Origin of the sequence: Streptomyces sp. yr375, from assembly GCF_900110755.1 — a bacterium.
Lineage (GTDB): Bacteria > Actinomycetota > Actinomycetes > Streptomycetales > Streptomycetaceae > Streptomyces.
The window spans coordinates 25,242-45,711 of record NZ_FOFF01000063.1 but is presented as its reverse complement, the minus strand read 5'-3'; the positions used below and the strand labels follow the sequence as shown (position 1 = coordinate 45,711).

The window sequence follows — 20,470 nt, the reverse complement described above, 5'->3', positions numbered from 1 at the left end:
GAGAAGACCAACGAGATCACGCGTTTCCAGCCCCTCCTGGACACGCTGCCCGACCTGTCCGGCATCGTCGTGACCAGCGATGCCATGCACACCCAGTACGACCACGCCACCTATCTGCGTGGGCGGGACGCCCACTACATCGTGATCGTCAAGCGCAACACGAACAGGCTCCGCCAGCAGTTGAAGGTCCTTCCCTGGAAGCAGATACCGCTCCAGGACCGGACACGCACGACTGGTCACGGACGCTCCGAGATCCGCAGGCTGAAGGTCTGCACGGTCAACAGCCTGCTCTTCCCCGGCGCCCGTCAGGCTGTCCAGATCGTCCGGCGCCGTGTCCATCGCACGACTGGGAAGATCAGCCTCAAGACCGTCTACGCGGTCACCAGCCTCGCCGCGGAGCAGGCCCCACCCGCCCGGCTGGCCCAACTGGTCCGCGGGCACTGGACGGTCGAGGCCCTGCACCACGTCAGAGACGTCACCTTCACCGAGGACGCCTCCCAGCTGCGGACCGGGAACGCACCCCGGGCGATGGCGACCTGCAGAAACCTCGCGATCGGAGCCCTCCGCCTCGCCGGCGTCCGCAACATCGCCGCCAGCCTCCGCCGGACAGCCCGGGACCAAACTCGCGCCCTCACCCTTCTCGGCCTCACGTGATCAAAAAAGACGAGGCCCGACTACGCCGAAGCCCTGGCCGGGATCCTCTGCCAGAATCGCGTCTCGAATTACTTCGAAACTGGACTCCGCTTCTGGGTCACGTTCCATCATGCGCTCCCAGTAGTCGCCTGAAATCCATTCCCTCGGCCCGAGGCTCAAACCACCTCGCCGGTTGATCTCCACACTCCACTGGGAAGGGATAACGTCCGACACTTGATCGAAGTACTTCCCACTGTACAGGCCAGCGAGTTCACCCGGCGAGTCCTCGATTCGCAGCGAGGAAGAACCGTCGCTACTCACATGCAGTTCGAGCACGACGTACTCCTGGCCGGGGGTGAGGTGGTACCTGCCGTCAACGGGATTGGGCGGTGAATCCGGAGAGCCCAAATAGCGGACTCTCACTTTCTCGCCCCTCCACCCAGCTTGATCTTGTAGTCGTAGTAGTAGATTTCTTCGGTCACTTCATTCTTGTAGAAATGAACGTCGATCGTTCCCTCTCGGGCCGGAGTGTTGAGCCGCGGAGGGCCGTACTTACCCCACTGCTGCGCACCGCCGTGCGCCTCGAAGTATTTCTGTGGCACTAATTGCCGCCGCATCAGCCTCGTACTCTAGTTGTTGCGCCAACCGGACTCCATTGGCAGTGGTTTAGTACACGAGAAGGGCGAGCTACCAAACGACAGGCAATCTCTGTAAACCGCGCTTATGGAACGATGGCCACCAGTTCAATTGGTCGGCTGGAACAGCCAGTTTCAGGCCCGGGAAGCGGTGAATCAGGCTGGTGATAGCGATCTCGGCTTCAAGGCGTGCAAGCGGCGCCCCGAGGCAATAGTGGATCCCGTGCCCGAAGGCCAGATGTGCAGGTCTACGGGCCGGGTCGAATCGGCGAGGGGACGGGAACTCTCGCTCGTCGCGGTTCGCCGAGGCGATTGAAACCCAGACGCGGCTTCCCGCTGGTATGTCGACTCCCCCGATGTCGAGATCTTCAAGAGCGAATCGTCGTACGCCCAGCGGGAAGGGGGAATTCCATCGCAGAGTCTCCTCGACGAGCGCGTGGACGGAGGTCCTGCCGTCGCGGACGGCGCTGATCTGGTCCGGGTGAAGCAGTAGTCCGAGGATCGCGTTGCCGATGAGGTGGACGGCGTTGTCGTAGCCGGCGAAGAGGATGAGGAAGGCCATCGATACGAGTTCGGACTCGGTGAGGCTGTCACTTTCGTACCGGGCCTGGATCATCGCGGTCAGCAGGTCGTCCGTCGGGTGACTGCGCTTGTCGGCGATGACACCGAGGAGGAAGCGATGCATCCTCCGCATTGCTGCTCGTGAATCCTCGGCTGCACCGGGTTCGGGTGAGAGCAGCGTGTCGGTCCATGCCCGGAAGTCTCGGCGGGCTTCGGCGTGGATCCCGAGCAATTCGCAGATGACGTCCATCGGCAGCGGGTTCGCCAACGCTTGCACGAGGTCGGAGGATGAAGCCCCGGCCACAGCTTCGAGGAGGTCGTCCGTCGTGGCCTGTATTTTCCCACGAAGGATTTCCGTTCGGCGGGGTGTGAAGGCTTTGGAGACGAGGCGGCGTAAGCGTGTGTGGTCGGGCGCATCCAAGTTGAGCAGATGCGCGTCGAGTTCGGGCGGCATGGAGGGCTTGTACGCTCCACTCGTTTGCGCGTTGGCCTTGTTCAGTGACAGTCGGGGGTCGGTGAGGGCCGCCCGGACATCCGGGTAACGGGTGACCAGCCACACTGGCTCACCACTGGGGGTTGAGGTGCGGTGGACGGGCGCAGCAGCGCGCAGCCTCGCATAGCCGGTGTGCGGGTCTGCGACAAGGGTGCTGTCGAACAGGGAGGGCGCGGCGGAGGCGATGTCGCCCTCGTTGCTCATGCGTCGATTGCTTTCCGCTTGAGGCGTTCCAGAACGGCGGGGACAATGGGTGAAGCATGAAAGGCCGTTGCCACCTCGGTGAGCCAGGCCTCCTCGTCTTCGAAACGGCCGTCCGGGCCGTGCGGCTCCTCGTTCCCATCGGCCGGAGCCTCCTGTCCGGATGCGCGGGCCCGCAGGGCGACCGCGATCTGCGTGGCCTCGCTGACCGCCTCGATCGCGTCTTGTGTGTGTCCCCGCGCCGACGCCAGGTCCTGGACGATGTCGGTGATCGTGGGATCGTAGTAGGGCCGCAGCCTCATCGTGCCGTCGAGTATCTCGATCGCTTGCCTGCCGAGGAAGAAATCAAGCTCCTTGGCGAGCCCTTTCTGTGAGGCCGGCGGTGGTTCGAGCACGATTCCCGGAAACTCCCGGGTCACGGCCTCCCATAGGGGGGAGCGGCGACGGAAGGTTCGGTAGCCGGAAACCCATGCCCTGGTTCTGCTGAGCCCAACCCCCCAAGCCGGCATGGTGAATCCGATGGCGAACAGCGAGGCGGCGAGGCTGGCGGACATGGGGGCGACGGCGGTGTTGACGACGTCAAGGGGCGAGGTGCCGACCAGATCCCATATGTGGGAGATGCCCTTGGGCAGGGAGTAGCCCAAGCCGAAGACAGCGCCGACGGTGACGACACGCAGCCCACGGCGCAGCCATGGCTTCCCCACGACCTTGGAGTACTGCCAGCACAAGCGGATGAGACCGATCATGCTGACCGTGAAAAGGAGCTGATAGACAATCAGGAACTGGGAGATGTACGGGGTCTCCGCGTAGTACACGTCGAAGTCGATCGGGTGCTCGGCATCGTCGACGGTGCCCAGGAAGAACAGGACAGCCATGGCAACGATCGTGGCCACCGCGTACCCGACGAGCAGCCGGTGGCGCAGCCGTGTCCGGGATTCGGCGGACGACCAGTTGACGAGGAGCGCGAGAAACGAGCTGGTGCAGATGGCCACAGAGATGTAGATGATCAGCGTGGCGAGGTTGGGGAAACCGAGCAGGGCATCGACGCGTACGTACACCGCCGGCGAGGCGAATCCGAATGGGGCGGCGAACGCGGCGATGGCCAGACACAGCAGCTGGAGCTCTCTGTTGCGCCAGTCCCGGGCGAGGTCCTTGAGCTTGAAGAAGAAGGCGGACCAGGTAATCACCGAGAGTACGCCGTAGACGATGTTGAACAGCATGCGGCTACGCCCTTCGCGGGGCGCCGCGCGCCAACGAGCGCTCCAGGTGGCTGACAAGAGCAGTGACTTCCGAGGGCTTTCGGTCCGCCGACGGCTGGGGCGCCGCGCTTGATGCCTGTAAGGGGATCAGCGACGCGATGAGTTCGGCGGCCCGCTCCTCGTCCCGATCGTATTCGGTACGGCCGAGGACCAGGCGCACGAGTTCGGGATCAAGACTGGGCATGAGGAGCCGTGCGACCTCGTCCTGGTTCGCCGGCGTGGATTCGTGCCCGCACAGCATGTGTCCGATCTCGTGCAGCACGATATGCCGCTGATGCCGCGCAGTGGTGCTCTGGTGGTACAGGACGTAATCGACTTCGCCGGTCGCCACCCATAAACCGCTCGGCCCCCCAGTGGCGTTGAGCGGCACCGGGAGAAGAGAGATCGGCTTCTGGCGCTGTCGCTCAAGCCTGTCGACCAGGACGTTGATGTCGAACGGGTCGGGGACATCGAGCTGGCGAACCACTTCGGCGCAGTAGCGACGCAGCTCTGCTTCGCCCATCCCCACTCCCATCACATGGCAAGCAGACCACTGCCACCGAGCGAAAACCATTCTCCCCGGCCCCTCTCCCTGGTGGTCCGAGCGACGACCTCAGCCAAGGAAGGGGCGGTTCCGGTTCAGCGACACAACGCACCCCAGACCGCTCCCACGGCACATCCAACACCACGCAACGACCACGCGTCCACAGGATCTTCACAAGGGTCGGCGCTCCGCGCCTCCCTCGCCCGTCGAGCCACCCGGCCGACGCTCCGTGGCACGGCCCGACAGCGGCTCGGCAGGCATCCGCTGACGCCTCCCGGCACTCTGCAGATGCTTGACGACGGGGAGGAGAGCGTTGAGCGAAGGCTCGTCCAGGTCGGCCACCATACGCAGGGTCAGCGAGCGCGTCCCTATACCCTGCAACATGCTCAGCATGGCAAGGTCCGCGGCGGTCTGGGGCGGGACCTCCTTGTCGACGAGGTAGGCCACGGGCACGCGAAAGAAGGCGGCGAGCGCGCCGAAGACCTCTTGCCCCACCGGATTACCGGTGCCATGACGGAGTCCTTCGATCTGCTGCTCCGTGACCGCGCCCCCCTGGGCGGTGATGAGGTCGGCCACCTCCTGGTTGCTGTACTCCGCGCGCCCCTTCGGGTGTACCAACCCGAACAGGTGATTGAGTCTCGCGGCTACCTGGGGCGCCGCGAGGCTGGGGGGCTCCGGCGCGGCCGGCTCACCACTTTCGCACCGGGCCACGGACCGTTCCTCGTCCAGGAAGTAACTCACCTTGCACGCGTAGACGTTGGCCAGGGCTCGGAGACTGTTGACGCTGGGGTTGGTCACCCTGCCCGTATGGATGCTGCGCGCGGTCTCGTGGTTCACCGTAGGGGCACCAGGGTGATCGGCAGCGTACTCCCGGCTGCGCTTGGAGATCTCGTGATACGCGGAAGGCCCGCGCCCGCCCGGGTACCGGTTGCGGATCAGCCAGTCCAAGCGCTCTGCGATCGTCCCCTCGCCTGCGGGCGGGTTGTCCAGCATCTATCCGGATCACTACTCCTGCACATGGACCGACGTCACCAAAGTCTAGCTGAGTAGACATTCCGCCATAGCGGGCACATACACCTATCACGCTTGACAGGATTCGGACTATTGGCTTCCATAGGCGAGCACATCGCGTCTACTGAACTAGACGACCGCTCATGGGAGTTACTCACCCTGTGCGCCACGGGGCCAGGGCCGGAACCAACACGCAAGAGGCAGCGCTGCCCGACCGAAGGAGCGGAGATCAGCCATTCCATCAAGTGAGACGTTAGCGGACGCTCGGGCGCAGTGAACCGTTCGATCCGGAGCGACCGTTGAGGCAGCCGCTCGGCGGCCGCAGTCGGAGCAGCGGTACGCCACCGATCCGCCGGGTCGTTCACAGCAGGTGCACGCGGTCCCGACCATCACCATCTCCGTGATCGCCATACCAGTCGACGACGCGCCCACCGATGACTGACACACGCCCGTCCGATTCCGGGCCCTGATCACGTTCGCCCCTCCCTCACTGTTCCGGACGACACGGCGCTCGTACGGACAGGGCCCCATGACAGCGCGTGTCACGACTCCGCGCGCTCCCACAGCCCACCGGTCCATCGAGGACCGCGATACCGCCAGGCAGATTCCGGTCCCGCGCCGACCACGCGGAGACCGGGCCCACGGGACTGCCTCGGTCACGACCGCGCGCCGGTAAGTCGACGATCTGGCGCGCGATTTTTTCGCACATCTGAACCATAGGGGGGAACAGCAGGATGTTATCTGTGTCTGGTGTCGCGAACGTCCACCGGCAGAGCGGAGAGACCACGAAACCGCTCTATGTCCAGATCAAGGTGAGACTCAGCGCAGACATAGCGTCCGGTCTGTATGCCCGGGGAGAGCAACTTCCCCCGGCGGACCGGCTCGGCAAGACATACGGGGCCAACAAGAACACCGTTCTACGGGCACTGCGGATGCTGCGGAGCGAGGGAATCATCGATTTCGGCCGTGGCCGCGGCCCCGTCGTCCTCCATTCCTCACACCCGATGAACATGGACGACATCTCCGTACAACTCCAGCAGGTCGTCAACCTGGCGGATGTCTCCGGGATTTCACGCACCGCCATCATCTCCGCCATCGAGCGGATGCCCCGTGTGGTGGCGCGCCACGGGCGGACGCACCGCGGTCCACTCCGCTCGCCGCAGGCCCGGCCAGCCCTGTGACACCAATGACGGATCAGCGTGGAGCCAATGAAGCTCATACGGAGAGTGAAGAAGAGCCTAGGAAAGCTAGGTCGATCCACTGCGCCGGATGCACCTGCCCCAGGGGGTAACGGCACTTCTTCACGCTGGTGACAGCCGTATCCGTGAACGCCGAGCGGCAGGCCGGCCGCGGCCACCCAAAGTGGTGGGACCGGACTGCTTCTTGATCGGTTCTCGGAGCGGGACGAGGATTCTCTCCGTGGGCGGCACTCGATTTCTCGAAATCGGATGCCGCCCTGTCAAGAATTCCTGTGAGAGAAGGGACAAGGATAATGACCAAGAAGGTCTACGAGGTTCCGGCGCTGTCCAAGGCCGGCGACTTCCGCAAGGACACCGGATTCCTGAAGCGCGGGCCGCACGAGCCCAAGGTCCGTCTGCCTCTGGGCCTGTAGTCCGATGACAGACCACGGCGAGGGATGGTTCACGCTGTTCCCGGACTGTGAGGCCGCCCTCGCCGTGGCCTCCCGCATGGTGACACGTGCTGCTCGAACCATCGCCCACCCCTCCGGAAACCCGTTTATTTTGGGCGACTGGCTCACCTCCGTCCAAGCCCGCAACGGACACGGCCTGTTCGTGGCGCTGATCGGGCACACGCCCGTCGGTCAACGCGAACTCGAAGCCCACATCGCCGACGTGAGGGACATCGACGCACTCGACCGCCTGACTGCGCGCCTGCCCGGCGACTTCCACGCCGTCGTGGAGGCACACGGCGAGATCCACGCCCGCGGCACGGCCGGCGGGCTGCGCCGCCTGTTCCACACCACCGTCGGCGAGGTCACCGTGTCCGCCAACCGCGCCGACACTCTGGCGCGGTTGCTCGACGCACCGCTGGACGAGGAGACGCTCGCCCTTCGTCTCCTGGATTTCGTACCCCATCCGCTGGGTGACGTGCCGCTGTGGCGCGGTGTGCACGCCGTCGTTCCCGGCGACCTCCTCCGGTTCGGCCGGGGCAGGACCGGGACGGTCCGCTGGTGGGAACCCCCTCATACCCATGTCCCGCTCGTCGAAGGTGCCGAGGCGCTGCGCGAGGCACTCGACGACGCCGTACGTTTCCGGGTAGCCGCAGCCGAAACGGTCAGCTGCGACCTGTCCGGCGGCCTGGACTCCACCACTGTCTGCGCCCTCGCCGCCCGAGCGAGCGGCAAGCCGCTGCCCGCACTCACCATGCCCAGCCGGGACATCGGTGACGACGACGTGCACTGGGCCCGGCTGGCCGCGTCCGAGATCGACGGCCTGGAACACATCCTGCTGGACATCGACGAGATCCCGCTGTTCTACAGCGGTCTGCTCGACGTCACCGGCCCCGTCGACGAACCGCTGCCCACGATCATCGACCAGCCCCGCCAACTGGTCGGCCACGACGCGCTCCTCGCCCGTGGCTCGCGGATGCACTTCACCGGCATGGGCGGCGACCACGTCCTGTGGGGGCACCCCGCTCACCACCGGGATCTGCTGACCGCCCGTCCGCTCAAGGCGCTGCGCAGCATCCGGGGTTACCGTGCCCAGAACCGCTGGTCGTTGCGGGAAACGCTGTCGGTGCTCACCGACCGGCGGCCGTACGGCCAGTGGCTGGCGGACGCCGCCGACCAGATCACCGCCCCCCGGCCGGCGCCGCACAGTCCGGACGTCTTCGCCTGGGACATCCCGCCGCGGTTGCCGACGTGGGTCACGCCCGACGCCGCCGACTCCGTACGCAGGAAGCTACGGGAGGCCGCGGCGGCGACCGAGCCTCGTGGCGCCACCCACGCACTGCACAACGAACTCCACACGCTTCACCACGGGACGCGCGCCACCCGCATCCTGCACCAGGTGGCAGAGCACAGCGGACTGCCGCTGGCCAGCCCGTTCCTGGACGACCGAGTCATCACGGCGTGCTGGTCCGTACGTTCCGAGGAACGCGCCACCCCTTGGGAGTTCAAGCCGCTGCTGAAGACCGCGATGCGCGGTCATGTGCCCGACGCCCTGCTGCGGCGTACCACCAAGGGCGAGGCATCGGTCGACGCGGCCAACGGCCTGCGGGAGAACCGGGTGCGGTTGGCCGAACTGTGGCGGGAGTCGCACCTCGCCAAGGCCGGCCTCGTCGATGCCGAACGCCTCGTGGACATCACCCTCCGGCCCTCGTCGCCCGAACTGCGGCACGGCGGCCTCGACGCCACGCTCGCCTGCGAGATCTGGCTCCGCACCATCTGAAGGGGAACATCTCCATGCAATTGCGCGAGGACGTGTCCTTGGTCGACACGGACTACGGCAAGGTCCTGCTGAACGGCGGTACGGGCGAGTACTGGGAACTCAACCCGACCGGTGGTCTGATCCTGGCGGCCCTACTCGAAGGCAGTCCGACCGAGGAGATCATCGGCACACTGTGCGCCGAGTTCGAGGTTGACGAGGACCGCGCGGCGACCGACGTGGCCGCGCTGCTGTCCGCCCTGCGCGAGGCCCGGCTGGTGAGGGCATGAGCTTCCACCCGGTGCCGGAGACGCATACGGGAACGTCGTTCGGGCAACGCGCCCAGGCCCGTGTCGCCGTCGCCGTGGCGCGGCCGCTCCTGCTTCTCCCGCCAGCCCGCCTGGGCCGGCTGCTCCGCCGCATGGCGCGCGGAGCCCGCCCGGCCGGTCACGACAGAGCCCTTCGCGCCCGCCGAGCGGTCACCACCGTCAGCGCGGTGTGCGCCGGACGGGAGGGCTGTCTGCCTCGTTCCGTCGCCACGGCCCTGCTGTGCCGGGCCAGGGGAGAGTGGCCCACCTGGTGCGTCGGCGTCCGCAGCGCGCCGCCGTTCGGCGCCCACGCCTGGGTCGAGGCGGATGGCCGACTGGTGGGCGAGGAGCTGCCCCAGGGCTACTTCCAGGTGCTGATCGGTGTGAGCGCCGGGGCAGGGAAGAGGGGTCGCTCATGAGCGGCGACGTCAAGGCGACCGCTGCCGGGGGCACCGGGGCGGTCCAGGACCAGGCGGGGTCGGCCCAGGAGACCGACGGCCCACGCATCGGCGATCTGCTGCGCCTGCTGCGGGGCAGCGGCCGTACCGTTGTCGCGGCGCTCATGCTGACGGTCACGGGTACGGTGGTCGGCCTGTTCCAGCCGCTGCTGACCATGCGTCTGATCGACCGGGTCTCGGCCCACGAAGCCGTCGCTTCGCTCGTCGTGGCCCTGACCGCTCTCTTCCTCGCCCAGGCGGCGCTGGAGGCCGGCGGTCAGTACCTGCTGGACGTGACCGGCGAAAGCGTGGTCCGGCGGCTGCGGCGCCGGCTCGTCGAGCGACTGATGTTCGTCCGGATCCAGGAACTCGACGGCCGGCGGACCGGCGATCTGCTGTCACGGGTCGGGACCGACACCACCGTGCTGCGCGACATGGTGGCCGGCAGCTTCGTCCAACTCGTCACCGTAGGCGTCACCGGCGTCGGTGCCGCGGGGCTGATGCTCTGGATCGACCCGGTGATGTTTCTCATGGTCGCCGCGACACTTGTGGTCGCCGCCGTCCTCGTCGCCGGTGTGATGGCCGGCATCCGCAGCAGCACCGAGCAGGCCCTCGCCGGCGTCGGAGCGATGACCGCCGACCTCGAACGCGCGCTCGGCGGCATCAGGACAGTCCGTGCCGCCCGTGCCGAGCGCCGGGAGGCCGAACGCATCGGAGCGGACGTCGACACCGCCTACACCGCGGGACTGCGCTCCGCGCGGCTTGGCTCCGTCGTGGGACCGGCCATGGAGATCGCGGTCAACGGTTCGTTCCTCCTCGTCCTGTTGATCGGCGCGGTCCGTGTGTCGAACGGATCGATGAGCGTCAGCGAGCTTGTGGCGTTTCTCCTGTTCGCCACCTACCTCGTCATGCCGCTCGCGGGACTCTTCAACGCGCTCAGCCTCATCCAGCGCGGCCTGGGATCGCTCGGCCGGATCGAGGATGTCCTGGGATTGCCCGTGGAAGAGGTCACGCAGGCGCCGGCGACGCCACCCGCGGCTTCCTCATCGACGCTGCTCGATCTGCGGAACGTCACCTTCTCGTACGGTGAACGGCCCGTGCTGCGCGACGTCTCCTTCACGGTGCCGCGGACCGGCATCGTCGCGCTCGTGGGACGCTCCGGTGCCGGGAAGACCACCATCGTGTCGCTCGTGGAGAAGTTCTACAAGCCCGACGGCGGACACATCGCCTTCGACGGCACGGACATCCGCGATGTCGACCCGCGCGCACACCGTGCCCGGATCGGTCTCGTCGAGCAACACGCGCCCCTGCTGCACGGAACCCTGCGCGACAACCTGGTGTACGCGACTCCGGCGGCGGACGAGGAAATCATTCGCGAAACGCTGCGAATGGTCAACCTCGAAGAACTCGTCGAACGCCTTCCGGACGGGCTGCGGACAGAAGTCGGTGACCGCGGTTTCAATCTCTCCGGCGGAGAACGCCAACGAGTCGCCATTGCTCGCGCATTGCTGGGCCGACCGCATCTCCTACTGCTGGACGAACCCACATCGCAACTCGACCTCATCAACGAACGGGAAATCACCGAGATGTTACGGAAAATATCCCGGAAACACGCTCTGCTGGTGGTGGCCCATCGAATGTCGACGGTACGCGCGGCCGACCGGATCGTCGTCCTGGACGACGGCCGGGTCAGCGCCATGGGCACGCACGAACAATTGCTCACCGACGACCCGTTCTACCGACGGCTGACCACCGACCATTTCAACCCTGACGCGGACAGGAGCATGGCAGCACCGTGAGTGGCACCGGCGCACCCCCTTCCGGCTCCGCATGCGCGGAGCCGCACTGGAGACCGGCCCTGGACCGAGTGGGCCGGCTCACCCCCCGAGAGCAGGAGACCTTTCTTCTACTCGCCGAAGGACTGTCCAACGAGGCGATGGCGCAGCGCCTCCACGTGAGCGAGCGGACCGTACGTGCCCATGTGGCAGCCGTCATGGAGAAACTGGAACTCGATTCCCGCCTGACCGCCTGTCTGGCGTCGTACACATTCTTGACGGAAAGACGATCCGACGCCCGCCCGGGCGAGCTGGATAAATCCAGAAGCTGACTCCGGAAATATTGTCGTCACGGCCAATAGAAACTCCCTGACACGATTCGACATGATTCTTTGCACGCCGGAAAAACACCGGCGCTCCCGGCTGGCCTCACGGCCGGGAAAGGAATCACGAAAGGAAATGAAATGTCGGACCCATTCGACCTCGACGCCCGGATCTCCGCTCCCTCCGCCGGCCCCGCCGGCGAGCAGGCGCCCCCGCCGTCCATCTCGCAGATCGCGACCAAGACGGTCTGCACCAAGAGTGTCTGCCAGGTCACCAGCACCTGCGCCTGCACCTCGGTGTGCACGGTCTTCTGCTCGCCCGGTAAGTGATCTCGGGCTGAACGCCTGACGGGTGCCGCCGTGCCCGCGTCACGGCGGCACCCGTCATACAGAGCCCGAGAGACACGCCGAACAGACAGGGACAGACCATGCAACTCGCCCACCACGGTACGGGGACCAGGATCCGCGCGGCCGACCTCGGACTCGTGCACCGCGCACGGACGGCCGTCCAGCACGTCGTCGCACAGACGTCGACCACGGCTCAGGTCGACGACCTGGCGTTGCTCGCCGCCGAACAGAGTGACACGTCCGGCGGCTGGTACCCGCCCAGTGTCGCCCACGGGCAGGCGGGTACGGCGCTCCTGCACCTCTACGCCGCACGGGCGGGCATGGGCGACCTCGACACGACCTTCGCACACATGCGCGAGGCGGTTCTGTCCACCCAGGTCGAACCCCTCGACCACCATGGTCTGTTCGCCGGCACCAGCGGCCTCGCCCTCGCGCTCGCGGACGTCACCCGCGACGAGCCCCGCTTCCGCCCCAGCCTGGACCGGCTGTACGAACAACTCGCCGACCAGATCCTCGCCGCGCCACCGCGACAGACCGAGCGGGCCGTCAGCGACCTGGACTACGACCTCGTGACCGGAGCGGCCGGCACCCTCGTCCAGCTCAGCTCCCTCACCGAACCAACCGACCGGATCTCCGAGGCCGCCGGCGCACTCGTCGACTACCTGATCTGGCTCAGCCGACCTGCCGAGACCGCAGGCACACCGCACCGCTGGCTCATCACCCCGGCGTACTACCCGCCCGTCGCCGACTACCACGCCAAATACCCGCACGGCTACCTCAACCTGGGCCTGTCGCACGGAGTTCCGGGGGTGGCCGCCGCGCTCGCCGTCGCCTGGGAGGCTGGCCACCGCCGCCCGGGCCACCTGGAGGCCGTCGCCACCTTCATTCGCTGGATCCGGGCCCAGGCCGCCGTCGACGAGCACGGCCCCGTGTGGGGCGACGGCACGCCCGTCGACGAGCACGGTCAGGAGGTCACCTCCGGGTCCGGACACGATCGGGTCGCCTGGTGCTACGGCAGCGTGGGCGTCGCCGGCGCGCTCCTGACCATCGCCACGGCCACCGCGGACGAGGAACTGCACGCCACTGCCGTCGCGGCCTTCGACGCCGCACTGACCCGTGCTCGAGATCTCGCACCGCTGTCACCCACTCTCTGCCACGGCCTCGCCGGACTCGTCATGCTCGCCCTGGAGTTCGCGCCCTGGAGCGCGACCGCCCGCGACCGGCTGCCGGAGCTGGTCGGGCAGTTGCTCGACCGACACGATCCGGACCGCCCGCTCGGCTTCACGGACGTGCCCCGCCCCGGACAGGCCGTCGACGATCCGGGGCTCCTCACCGGGGCCACCGGCGTCGCCCTCACCCTGCTCGCCGCCATCGGCGAGGAGCGACCCCACTGGTTCCGCATCTTCCTCGCCCGGTGACGGCCATGTCCCCGTACGAGCCCGCCGGGTTCTTCCTCCTTCGCTCCCCTGTCCTGCCCGTGGACACCTATCTCGACATCATGGCCGACCCCGCCCGCACCCCGCAGGCCCTGGTCGACTTCGTCGGCCGTCCCGACATCGCCCGCGCTCTGCTCATCGCGAGCGAGGATCTGACCGGCGGTCTCGACCGGCTCGACAGCCTGAGCGAGAAGCGCACCCGGCGGCTGCACTCCCGGCTGCTGCGGTACGCGACGCGCATGGCGACTCGGCCCACGCCCTTCGGCGCGTTTTCCGGCGTGGCGATGGGAACGTTCGGACCCGGCTCGGAAGCCCGGCTCGGCCGGCCCCAGGAGCACCGAGTCCGCGTGCGCGCCGACATGGGCTGGCTGCTCGCCCTGATCGAGCGGCTGGAGACGGACCCCGCCCTACTGCGCCAACTCCACCTCGTCCTCAACCCCATGGCCCATCTCGCCGGCGACCGCGTCGTCCTGCCGCAGGCCGACAAGTACGGCCGACACGACGCGCGCACGGTGCGCGTCCGGGCCACCCCTGCCGTGGACCTGGTCATGCGGACGGCCGCCGTACCTGTCCCCTACGAGCGGCTCACGGCCGAACTGTCGACCGCCTTCCCGGAGGTGTCGCCGGAGTCCGTCGAGAGGCTGGTCCGCCAGCTGTGGGACCTCGGCTTCCTCACCGGCGACCTGCGGCCCCCGCAAACCGCGGAACGCCCTGAGCTGCACGTCCTGAAGAAACTCACCGGCGTCCCGGCCGCCACCGCCGCCGCCGAACAGCTGCGTGCGGTGGCCGACCTGGCCGACCGTGTCCACGACACCGAGTCGCTGCGGCGGCTGTCGGTCGCCCAGCGCGACCTGGTCCCCGAGCACACGGACCGGACCTACCAGGCCGACACCGCACTGGACCTGCGCGATCCGGTCCTGAACGAGTCGATCGCGCAGGAAGTCGCCGAAGCCGTGGGCGTCCTGGTCCGGCTCAGCGCAGCCCACGGCACGCGCACCCATCTGACCCGCTACCGCGAGGAGTTCACCGAGCGCTACGGCGCCGGGACACGCGTACCGGTCCTCAGCCTGCTCAGTCCCGACACCGGGCTGGACGCGCCGCCCACCTACACCAATCCGCCCCGCGGCATCGCGTTGCCTCCCGCGCCCGCCGAGGACACCTCCCGGCTGGACGGCGCGCTCGTCGAGTTCGCCCAGCAGGCGTGGTGGGACCGGGCCGTCGAGGTCGAGCTGACCGACGCCTGGCTGGACCGGCTCGCCCCGGCCCGCCCCGGGCCGGGGGACCCGCCACCCGCGCTAGAGGCGTACGTCCAGATCGATGCCTCGGACCGCAAGGCCCTGGACCGGGGCGAGTGGCGGGCGGTCCTGCGATCCGACAGCCTCGCCTACGGCGGACGCACCTTCGGACGCTTCGGCGACCTGCTCGGTGAGGCCGCCGGGGACCGGCTGCGCGACTATGCGCGGCGCGAGGAGGCACTCTTCCCCGATGTCGCCTACGCGGACCTGGCGTTCCTGCCGCCGTACGGCCGGGCGGCCAATGTGACACTGCGCCCCGCCATCCGGCCGTACGAGATTCCCGTCAACACGACGCCGTCGGTGGCCCCGGACCGGGTCGTCCCGCTGGACGACATCCTCGTGGGTGTCGCCGACGACCGGTTCCACCTCTGGTCCCGGCGACTGGACCGGGAGATCGTGGTCGCCCAGCACCACATGCTCAGCCCGACCCTCGCGCCGAATGTCGCGCGCTTCCTCATCGAAGTGTCTCAGGACGGCTGCATCCAGCCGACCGGATTCCACTGGGGGCCGGCCGAGGCGGCTCCGTTCCTGCCACGGGTGACCCGCGGCAGGGTGGTTCTGCGCCCCGCGCAATGGAGGCTCACCGCAGGCACCGCCGACGACCTCGACGGCTGGCGGGAGCGGTGGCGCGTACCCCGCCACGTCTACCTCGTCGAAGCCGACCAGCGGCTGTTGCTGGACCTCGACCACCCCGCCTGCCGAGTCGAACTCCGCGAGGAACTGGACAAGCAGCGCACCCTCGTCCTCCACGAGATGCTGCCGTCGTTCGACGGCATGTGGCTCCAGGACACCGTCGGCGACCGCTACGCGGCCGAGGTCGTCGTACCGGTCGTGCTCCGGGACGCAGTGCGCGCCACCCGCCGCTCCCTGCCGCGCGGCAGGCGGGAAGTCCCCGTGGAACGCCATCTACCGGGCGGCGAGTGGACCTTCCTCAAGGTCTACGCGGCACCCGAGCGGCAGGACGAGATCATCGCCGGCCCACTGCGCGACCTCGTCGCCGAACTGCGGCGACAGGGCCTGCTCGACCGCTGGTTCTACATCCGTTACGCCGACCCCTTTCCCCACCTGCGACTGCGGGTACGGGGGACGGACGCCGCCCGCGCTCTGACCCTCGTAACGACATGGGGCCGGAGCCTGGTCGGTCAGGGGCTTGCCAGGGACATCGAACTGGCCGGCTACGCACCGGAGATCGCCCGCTACGGGGGCCCGGAGGTCTTCGACGCCGCTGAGCTGATGTTCCAGGCCAGCAGCGAGACCACGGCGTCGCTGCTGGCTCGACGGCTCGACATCAGACCGAAGTTCCTCGCCGTCGCCGCCCTGGACACGCTGTACACGCAGTGGGGTGGCCGACCGTCCCTGCGCACTGGGCACATCATCGACCAGGACGATGTCCAGGTACGTGACACCCGGCAGCTGTTCCACGCGCACCGCGCCTACCTGTGCGAGCTTCTCAGCCCCTGGGATCGCGCCCCGCACGAGGAGGGCAGGAGCCACCGGCTGCTGCTCCATGAGATTTTCGCGGACCAGGCGTCCTCCGCCGGGCGGATGGCCGAGGCCGTACGCCAGGCGGAGCGGGACGAGGTGCTCGTCGGATCGGAGGACGGGATCCTTGCGAGCCTGGCCCATATGCAGATCAACCGCCTGTTGCCCATAGACCTGGACCGGGAGGCTCGCAGCCATGCCCTGTGGGCGCACGTACTGCGCGCGATCCGCGGCCGCGCCGCCGCGGCGGCCAGGGAGGAACGATGATCTGGCTCCGCGTCACCGTCCTGTTCTGGGGACTCAGCCCTCTGCGGGTATCGGGCTTCGCGGCCGTGTCCATATTTCTCGCCCTCGTCCCGGCCGCCCAGATCGGGCTCGTCGCTTCCGCGGTGCAGAGCGTGGCCGACGCCGTCGCCGGTGATGCCGACGCTGGGCGGTCTGCCCTCCTCTCGGGTGGCCTCCTGATGGCGGTGAGCCTCGCCAGCCACCTGCTGGGCACCTGCCTCCAATACCTCGACTCGCTCCTGCGGCTCGAACTCACCGCCCGCGTGGGCGAGTGGGTGATGCGCAAGGGCACGATGCTCGATCTGCAGCAGTATGAGGACGCGGCGGTCTACGACAACATGCAGCGCGCCTTCCAGGAGAGCAGCGGCGGCCGTGTCTATCAGGTGTTCACCCAACTCCTTGAGGTTGCACGGGAGTTGGTCACTCTGGTGACCGTCAGCGTGGTGCTGTTCTCCTGGAGTCCCTGGATCGCCCTGGCGATCCTGTTCTCGCCCGTCCCGTCGGTGATCTCATACATGTTCTTCAGCCACAAGGGCTACGAGATCGAGTATGAGCGGGCCTCCGACCGACGCCGCCTTTACTACTACCAGCACCTCACGACCAGCGACCATTCGTACAAGGAGATACGGCTCTTCCAACTGGGCCCGCACCTCCTGGACCTCTACACCCGCCTCGTGCGGACCTTCTTCGACACTGACCGGCGTCTGGCCCGTCGCCAGTCCCTGCTCGGTGGCGCCCTCGGCTTTCTCAGCGTCGCCGCCTCGTCGGGTGCCGTGTTGTGGGCCATCCACACCACCATCGACGCCGGCCGGATAGGGCAGCTCGCGGGCTACCTCCAGGCCGTCGGATCGATCCAGGTGTCCGCGCATGCCATGCTGCTCGGCATCGCCGCCCTGTACAAGGACAGCCTGTTCCTCGGCAACCTCTTCGATTTCTTCGCGCTGCCCGAACGGCAGCTCAAGGGCGGCACCAGGGCCTTCCCCGACAAGCTCCGCAAGGGCATCGAGTTCCGCGACGTACGCTTCGTCTACCCCGGAACCGATCGCGTCGTCCTGGACGGTGTCAGTTTCACCATCCCCGCAGGCCGGTGCGTTGCTCTGGTGGGGCAGAACGGCGCTGGCAAAACCACGCTCGTCAAACTCCTCACTCGCCTGTACGAGCCGAGCGGCGGGCGGATCCTCGTCGACGACGTGCCCATCGAGGAGTACGACATCGACGACCTGCAACGTCACATGGGCGTCATTTTCCAGGACTTCATCCGCTACGAGCTGCCGGTGCGCGACAACATCGGCTTCGGCCGGGTGGAGGCTCGTCAGGACACGGAGCGAGTCGCCGAGGCGGCACGTGCGGCCGGGGCCGAGGGCATCGTCGAGTCGTTGCCGCAGAAGTACGACACCATGCTCGGACGCCACTTCGAGGACGGTCACCAGCTCTCCGGCGGGCAGTGGCAGAAGATGGCGCTGAGCCGGGCGTTCATGCGACGCGCACCGGTCGTCGTTCTGGACGAGCCGACGGCCGCCATCGACGCCGAAGCGGAAGCGGAGATCTTCACCCGGTTGAAGGAAATCGCCCGCGGCGCCACGTCCCTGGTCATAGCCCACCGTTTCTCCACGGTCCGGATGGCGGATCACATCGTCGTGGTGGAGAACGGCAAGGTGATCGAGCACGGCGTGCACCAGGACCTCGTCCGGGCCGACGGTGTCTACGCCCGTCTCTTCCGTCTCCAGGCTTCGGGCTACCTGACCGAAGCCGTGTCCCCCTAGAGGTCGAGCGATGCGTGTGTCCGTCCTGTACCCCGTCATGCCGACGGATCCTCGATCGGTGGTTCCTTTCGCCGAGTTCGTTCGTGACGGGTGGGCCGCCCGTTTGTGGCAGGGCCAGTCCCTGAGCGCGGACACCCACCAGGTGTTCGCCTACCTCGCCGGAATGGGATATCGCGTACCGGTCGGGACCAGCGTCGTCCTGATGCCGCTTCGCCACCCCATGGACGCCGCGATCCAGTCCCGCTCCCTGGCCATGCTCACCGGACACCGCATGGTCCTGGGCCTAGGAGCGGCGACGCCGGACTTCGTCACCGGACTACACGGGAAGCCGTACGACAGCCCGCGTGACGCCTGCGCCGCCTACCTCGGTGAGGTCCGCCGTCTGCTGGACACCGAGCAGACACGGCCGACCAGTGACGACGGTGGTGCCGTCAGCCTGCCCGGCATGCCGCACCCGTACGTGGAGACCGGGCTCGGCGTACTCCGGCCCGCCCTCGCGCGCGCCGCCGGCCGCGTGGCTGACACAGCGATCAGTTGGATGACTCCGCCCGGTTACGTGCGCGACACGCTGCTGCCCGCCATGGCGAAAGGGGCGGCCGAGGCCAGTCGGCCGGTGCCGCGCATGGTCACGGTCGTGCACGCCGCCGTCGACCGCCCCCACCGCAACGCGTATCGGCTCGCCTACACGGCGGCCCGCGCCCACCTCGCCGGCCCGCACTACACCGACATGCTGCGCCGGGCAGGCCTGCGCGTGCACCACAGCCGACCGAACCTCGGCGCCCGTGCCCTGGTCGACTCGGGCACCTTCGTGCACGGCACGCCCGAGGAAATCGCCGTACAACTGGCCGAATACGGCCGGGCCGGCGTGGACGAAGTTGTCCTCAACCTCGCCGGCGTGTATTCCGAACATGGCCAACCGGACGCCGTGCAAGACCTCCAGGACATCCTCACCTCGTGCCGGGGCCTGGAGAACGGTCACCCGATCCGGTAGGGCATCCCGGACCCGCCATGCGCCGCTCAGCCGCCCGACGAGAAGAGACACCAAGTGCCCGACGACATCGCGCGCTGGCTGACCGAGCACGCCAGACCGCTCAGCACGCTGACACCGGGCGCTCCCGCCGACGACCTTGAACCGCTCGGCGACATCCTGCGCGGTGTGCGGATTGTCGGTCTCGGTGAATCCACCCACGGCACCAGCGAGTTCTTCCGGCTGAAGCACCGGATCATCGAGTTCCTGGTGCGGGAGGCGGGATTCGGCGTCCTCGCCATGGAGGCCAGCGAGTCAGCCGCCCACGCCCTGGACACGTACGTGCGGCACGGCACCGGCGACCCCGCACGGCTCGTCGCCAGGCTGGGATTCTGGACCTGGCGCACACAGGAGATGCTCGACCTCGTCGAGTGGCTGCGCAAGCACAACCGCGCTCTCCCCGAGGAACGGCGGGTCCGTTTCGTCGGCACGGACCCCCAGCGCAGCACCGACTCGGTCGAGGCGGTCGCCGCCTTCCTCCAGCGGGTCGCTCCCGAGCGGACGGAGGAGATACGTGAACTCGATGTACTGAAGCAAGCTCGACCGGCGTCCCAGCCCGACCCGCGACAAACGCTCATGCGCAGCGCCGAAGCACTCGCCGACTTCCTGGAGAGCCTCCGCGAGAAGTTGTCCCGGCACACCGCGGACGAGACGTCGGAACCGGCGGACGGCATCGACGAAGCCCTGGAACACGCACGGATCCTCGTGCGTGCCGCCGATCTGGTGACCCGCTCCCCGGACCCGCACTCCGGCACAGACAGCGTATTCGCCGTACGCGACCGCTACATGGCCGAGGCCGTGGCACGGCTCGTGGACGACAACCCCAAGGCGCGGGTCATGCTCTGGGCGCACAACGGACACATCGCGAAGAGCACATACGGCAAAAACGTGCCCGCGCTCGGCAGCGGGCTCCGCGAACGCTACGGCGACGCCTACTACGCGCTGGCCCTGCTCTTCGGTAAGGGCTCCTTCCTCGCACGACGCGGTGACGATTTCCAGGGCTCGCCGGTTCAGCATCACATCGGCACGGGATTCCGGTCCATTGAGGCACAGCTCGCCGACAGCGTCCTCGGTGACTACTACACCGACCTGCGAGTCGGCGGTACCTCACCCGAGGCCGCACAGTGGCTGTACGCCCCACATGCCCAGCGCGGTTTCGGTGCCAATGTGCCGCGATTCTTCTACCGCTTCCATGTGGCGCCGCTGGTGCCAGTGCAGGACTACGACGGCATCGCCTTCGTCGCCCGCTCAACCTGCTCGCACCTGCTGCCGCCGGAGGTGTGAGCAAC

20 protein-coding genes are annotated in these 20,470 nt (G+C 67.8%); 14 read left to right on the top strand and 6 right to left on the bottom strand.

What is annotated here, in order from left to right; all coding sequences use genetic code 11:
- On the top strand, nt 1–654 hold a 654-nt coding region (locus BMZ82_RS36085; RefSeq protein ID WP_107487716.1), incomplete at its 5' end, for an ISAs1 family transposase.
- Here BMZ82_RS36085 and BMZ82_RS36080 read toward each other — a convergent pair.
- From BMZ82_RS36080 to BMZ82_RS36060, 6 genes are all read right to left on the bottom strand, one after another.
- Nucleotides 655–969, bottom strand: coding sequence for a hypothetical protein (locus BMZ82_RS36080; protein WP_093781622.1), 315 nt, complete (start codon nt 967–969; stop codon nt 655–657). It abuts the gene before it with no gap.
- A gap of 83 nt (nt 970–1,052) precedes the next feature.
- On the bottom strand, nt 1,053–1,250 hold the full coding sequence (locus BMZ82_RS40440) for a hypothetical protein (RefSeq protein ID WP_143098977.1): 198 nt from the start codon (nt 1,248–1,250) through the stop codon (nt 1,053–1,055).
- 70 nt (nt 1,251–1,320) lie between these two features.
- A complete protein-coding gene (locus BMZ82_RS36075) occupies nt 1,321–2,526 on the bottom strand; it encodes a cytochrome P450 family protein (protein ID WP_093781621.1) in 1,206 nt (401 codons plus the stop codon).
- Nucleotides 2,523–3,743 carry an MAB_1171c family putative transporter gene (locus BMZ82_RS36070; RefSeq protein ID WP_093781620.1) on the bottom strand — a complete coding sequence of 407 codons (1,221 nt, stop codon included), beginning with the start codon at nt 3,741–3,743 and terminating at the stop codon, nt 2,523–2,525. The genes BMZ82_RS36075 and BMZ82_RS36070 overlap by 4 nt, the downstream gene beginning before the upstream one ends.
- A gap of 4 nt (nt 3,744–3,747) precedes the next feature.
- Nucleotides 3,748–4,284 carry a hypothetical protein gene (locus BMZ82_RS36065; protein WP_143098976.1) on the bottom strand — a complete coding sequence of 179 codons (537 nt, stop codon included), beginning with the start codon at nt 4,282–4,284 and terminating at the stop codon, nt 3,748–3,750.
- 192 nt (nt 4,285–4,476) lie between these two features.
- Complete coding sequence (locus BMZ82_RS36060) at nt 4,477–5,298, bottom strand: hypothetical protein (RefSeq protein WP_093781618.1); 822 nt, start codon at nt 5,296–5,298, stop codon at nt 4,477–4,479.
- A 752-nt stretch (nt 5,299–6,050) separates the two neighbouring features.
- On the opposite strand from BMZ82_RS36060, the gene BMZ82_RS36055 reads away from it, so the two are divergent.
- The 13 genes from BMZ82_RS36055 to BMZ82_RS36000 all read left to right on the top strand — a co-directional run bounded on the left by BMZ82_RS36055 (nt 6,051) and on the right by BMZ82_RS36000 (nt 20,465).
- The gene (locus BMZ82_RS36055; protein ID WP_093781617.1) at nt 6,051–6,497 is read left to right on the top strand and encodes a GntR family transcriptional regulator; all 447 of its coding nucleotides are present in this window, start codon (nt 6,051–6,053) and stop codon (nt 6,495–6,497) included.
- Between the two features lie 311 nt (nt 6,498–6,808).
- Entirely contained in the window at nt 6,809–6,928 is a 120-nt protein-coding gene (locus BMZ82_RS40020; RefSeq protein ID WP_107487720.1) for a keywimysin-related RiPP, read from the top strand.
- Nucleotides 6,929–6,932: 4 nt separating this feature from the next.
- On the top strand, nt 6,933–8,726 hold the full coding sequence (locus BMZ82_RS36050; RefSeq protein ID WP_093781616.1) for an asparagine synthase-related protein: 1,794 nt from the start codon (nt 6,933–6,935) through the stop codon (nt 8,724–8,726).
- A 14-nt stretch (nt 8,727–8,740) separates the two neighbouring features.
- On the top strand, nt 8,741–8,992 hold the full coding sequence (locus tag BMZ82_RS36045; RefSeq protein ID WP_093781615.1) for a lasso peptide biosynthesis PqqD family chaperone: 252 nt from the start codon (nt 8,741–8,743) through the stop codon (nt 8,990–8,992).
- A complete protein-coding gene (locus BMZ82_RS36040) occupies nt 8,989–9,429 on the top strand; it encodes a lasso peptide biosynthesis B2 protein (protein WP_177244825.1) in 441 nt (146 codons plus the stop codon). The genes BMZ82_RS36045 and BMZ82_RS36040 overlap by 4 nt, the downstream gene beginning before the upstream one ends.
- Nucleotides 9,426–11,246 carry an ABC transporter ATP-binding protein gene (locus BMZ82_RS36035; RefSeq protein WP_093781614.1) on the top strand — a complete coding sequence of 607 codons (1,821 nt, stop codon included), beginning with the start codon at nt 9,426–9,428 and terminating at the stop codon, nt 11,244–11,246. Before BMZ82_RS36040 ends, BMZ82_RS36035 begins: the two co-directional genes overlap by 4 nt.
- Nucleotides 11,243–11,554 carry a response regulator transcription factor gene (locus BMZ82_RS36030; protein ID WP_371271349.1) on the top strand — a complete coding sequence of 104 codons (312 nt, stop codon included), beginning with the start codon at nt 11,243–11,245 and terminating at the stop codon, nt 11,552–11,554. The genes BMZ82_RS36035 and BMZ82_RS36030 overlap by 4 nt, the downstream gene beginning before the upstream one ends.
- A gap of 132 nt (nt 11,555–11,686) precedes the next feature.
- Nucleotides 11,687–11,875, top strand: a complete 189-nt coding sequence (locus BMZ82_RS36025) for an FDLD family class I lanthipeptide (RefSeq protein ID WP_093781612.1) — start codon at nt 11,687–11,689, stop codon at nt 11,873–11,875.
- Nucleotides 11,876–11,973: 98 nt separating this feature from the next.
- Complete coding sequence (locus BMZ82_RS36020) at nt 11,974–13,311, top strand: lanthionine synthetase C family protein (RefSeq protein WP_093781611.1); 1,338 nt, start codon at nt 11,974–11,976, stop codon at nt 13,309–13,311.
- 5 nt (nt 13,312–13,316) lie between these two features.
- A complete protein-coding gene (locus tag BMZ82_RS36015) occupies nt 13,317–16,373 on the top strand; it encodes a lantibiotic dehydratase (protein ID WP_093781624.1) in 3,057 nt (1,018 codons plus the stop codon).
- Nucleotides 16,370–18,154 (top strand): ABC transporter ATP-binding protein, encoded by a 1,785-nt coding sequence (locus tag BMZ82_RS36010; RefSeq protein WP_093781610.1) that lies wholly within the window; start codon nt 16,370–16,372, stop codon nt 18,152–18,154. Before BMZ82_RS36015 ends, BMZ82_RS36010 begins: the two co-directional genes overlap by 4 nt.
- A 58-nt stretch (nt 18,155–18,212) precedes the next feature.
- The gene (locus BMZ82_RS36005; protein WP_256252290.1) at nt 18,213–19,145 is read left to right on the top strand and encodes an LLM class flavin-dependent oxidoreductase; all 933 of its coding nucleotides are present in this window, start codon (nt 18,213–18,215) and stop codon (nt 19,143–19,145) included.
- 54 nt (nt 19,146–19,199) lie between these two features.
- Nucleotides 19,200–20,465 (top strand): erythromycin esterase family protein, encoded by a 1,266-nt coding sequence (locus BMZ82_RS36000; RefSeq protein WP_093781608.1) that lies wholly within the window; start codon nt 19,200–19,202, stop codon nt 20,463–20,465.
- The last annotated feature ends 5 nt before the right edge of the window (nt 20,466–20,470 follow it).

Coding starts and splice junctions, on each gene's coding strand:
- BMZ82_RS40440 (WP_143098977.1), bottom strand. CDS start 1,250: ATGCGGCGGCAATTAGTGCCACAGAAATACTTCGAGGCGCACGGCGGT.
- BMZ82_RS36075 (WP_093781621.1), bottom strand. CDS start 2,526: ATGAGCAACGAGGGCGACATCGCCTCCGCCGCGCCCTCCCTGTTCGAC.
- BMZ82_RS36070 (WP_093781620.1), bottom strand. CDS start 3,743: ATGCTGTTCAACATCGTCTACGGCGTACTCTCGGTGATTACCTGGTCC.
- BMZ82_RS36065 (WP_143098976.1), bottom strand. CDS start 4,284: ATGGGCGAAGCAGAGCTGCGTCGCTACTGCGCCGAAGTGGTTCGCCAG.
- BMZ82_RS36060 (WP_093781618.1), bottom strand. CDS start 5,298: ATGCTGGACAACCCGCCCGCAGGCGAGGGGACGATCGCAGAGCGCTTG.
- BMZ82_RS36055 (WP_093781617.1), top strand. CDS start 6,051: ATGTTATCTGTGTCTGGTGTCGCGAACGTCCACCGGCAGAGCGGAGAG.
- BMZ82_RS40020 (WP_107487720.1), top strand. CDS start 6,809: ATGACCAAGAAGGTCTACGAGGTTCCGGCGCTGTCCAAGGCCGGCGAC.
- BMZ82_RS36050 (WP_093781616.1), top strand. CDS start 6,933: ATGACAGACCACGGCGAGGGATGGTTCACGCTGTTCCCGGACTGTGAG.
- BMZ82_RS36045 (WP_093781615.1), top strand. CDS start 8,741: ATGCAATTGCGCGAGGACGTGTCCTTGGTCGACACGGACTACGGCAAG.
- BMZ82_RS36040 (WP_177244825.1), top strand. CDS start 8,989: ATGAGCTTCCACCCGGTGCCGGAGACGCATACGGGAACGTCGTTCGGG.
- BMZ82_RS36035 (WP_093781614.1), top strand. CDS start 9,426: ATGAGCGGCGACGTCAAGGCGACCGCTGCCGGGGGCACCGGGGCGGTC.
- BMZ82_RS36025 (WP_093781612.1), top strand. CDS start 11,687: ATGTCGGACCCATTCGACCTCGACGCCCGGATCTCCGCTCCCTCCGCC.
- BMZ82_RS36020 (WP_093781611.1), top strand. CDS start 11,974: ATGCAACTCGCCCACCACGGTACGGGGACCAGGATCCGCGCGGCCGAC.
- BMZ82_RS36015 (WP_093781624.1), top strand. CDS start 13,317: ATGTCCCCGTACGAGCCCGCCGGGTTCTTCCTCCTTCGCTCCCCTGTC.
- BMZ82_RS36010 (WP_093781610.1), top strand. CDS start 16,370: ATGATCTGGCTCCGCGTCACCGTCCTGTTCTGGGGACTCAGCCCTCTG.